The organism is Subtercola boreus, from assembly GCF_003399645.1.
Classification (GTDB): Bacteria; Actinomycetota; Actinomycetes; order Actinomycetales; family Microbacteriaceae; genus Subtercola; species Subtercola boreus_A.
The window spans coordinates 1-1,040 of record NZ_NBXD01000067.1 but is presented as its reverse complement, the minus strand read 5'-3'; the positions used below and the strand labels follow the sequence as shown (position 1 = coordinate 1,040).

The window sequence follows — 1,040 nt, the reverse complement described above, 5'->3', positions numbered from 1 at the left end:
AAGGATGTCAGTTATGGCAAAGGCATATCCGAAAGAGTTCCGCGATGACGTCGTGGCGGTGGCCCGGACGGGCCAGGGCCAGTCGGCTCAGATCGCGAAGGACTTCGGGATCTCCGAGGGCACGTTATCGAACTGGCTGAAACGAGCCGATATAGAGGACGGCAACCGCCCGGGTGCGAATGACGCGGATCGTAGGGAGCTGCGCGAGGCGAACAAACGGATCCGGTTGCTCGAGCAGGAAAACGAAGTTCTCCGCCGGGCGGCAGCGTATTTATCGCAGGCGAACCTGCCGGGAAAATAGTCTTCCCGCTCGTCCGTGAAATGGCCGCGACCGGTGCCCCTGTCAGGGTGCCGGTCAAGGTGGCGTGCAGGGTCCTGAAACTCTCAACTCAGGGGTATTACAAATGGTTGCGGGACCCGGTTTCCCGGCGGGACTGGGACGACGCGCACGTCATCGACGTGATGCGGCAGATCCACGAAAACGATTCGACGTTGGGGTACCGGTTCCTCGCGGATGAGCTCGCTGATGCCGGGATAGCTGCGAGCGAAAACCGGGTCTGGCGCCTCGCCAGGGTCGCGGGACTGCAGGCTTCGCATCACCGGCGCCGCGGGAAGGGCAACAGGCCGGGGCCGGCTGTCCACGATGATCTGCTCGGTGTGACAGATGACAAAGGCCGAGTGACGCACGACTTCATTACGGCCGCGACAGAACCGAACCAGGTGTGGTTGACCGACATCACGGAGCACTGGACCAGTGAGGGGAAACTGTATTTGTGTGCGGTCAAGGATTGCTGTTCCAACAAGATCGTCGGGTACTCGATCGATTCCCGGATGAAGTCCGAGCTCGCAGCCGCGGCGCTGCGGAACGCGATCGCGCTCCGCGCGCCGGCCGGCACGATCGTACATTCCGACCGAGGCAGCCAGTTCAGATCCAAACGCGTCGTACGGCTGCTGAAGAACAACGGGCTACGCGGATCGATGGGACGCGTGGGGTCCTCCAGCGACAACGCGGCCATGGAATCGTTCTTCTCGCTCCTTCA

1 pseudogene is annotated in these 1,040 nt (G+C 62.2%); it reads left to right on the top strand.

The features are described 5' to 3' along the window. Positions 1–13: 13 nt before the first annotated feature. Positions 14–1,040 (top strand): annotated as a pseudogene (locus B7R24_RS16910) (IS3 family transposase); the annotation flags it as partial.